The 566-nt window shown below is 56.7% G+C and carries 1 protein-coding gene; it reads left to right on the top strand.

Features of this window, described 5'->3' with window-relative positions:
• The coding region (locus HMPREF1627_RS00590) for a nucleotide sugar dehydrogenase (protein WP_034500200.1) at nt 1-566 on the top strand (566 nt) is incomplete at both ends.

Genomic DNA, 566 nt, shown 5'->3' with positions numbered 1-566 from the left:
TGGGAACCGGACTTCGGCTGGATGGACGCAGCCACCAAGTCTTTGGCAGAAAACCTCACGCCCGGTACGCTCATCTCCTACGAGACCACGTTACCGGTGGGCACTACGCGTGGTCGCTGGAAGCCAATGATTGAAGAAATCTCCGGCCTTAAAGAGGGCAAAGACTTCCACCTGGTATTCTCCCCAGAGCGAGTTCTTACCGGCCGCGTATTCGCTGACCTTCGCCGCTACCCCAAGCTTGTTGGTGGCCTAAGCACAGAAGGTGCTAAGAAAGCCATTGAGTTCTACGAATCAGTTCTTCAGTTCGATGAGCGCCCTGACCTGGATCGCCCCAATGGAGTGTGGGACCTCGGTTCCGCTGAAGCTGCAGAAATGGCAAAGCTCGCCGAAACCACGTACAGGGACGTTAACATCGGCCTTGCAAACCAGTTCGCAGTATTTGCCGACCAGCAGGGCATCGACGTGCAGGCAGTCATCGACGCCTCTAACTCCCAGCCCTACTCGCACATTCACCGGCCCGGTATTGCCGTTGGTGGACACTGTATTCCGGTTTACCCGCGCCTCTA

Origin of the sequence: Actinomyces sp. S6-Spd3 (assembly GCF_000758755.1) — a bacterium.
Taxonomy (GTDB): domain Bacteria; phylum Actinomycetota; class Actinomycetes; order Actinomycetales; family Actinomycetaceae; genus Pauljensenia.
The sequence above is the reverse complement of the archived record's forward strand: the minus strand, read 5'-3'. Positions and strand labels throughout refer to the sequence as shown.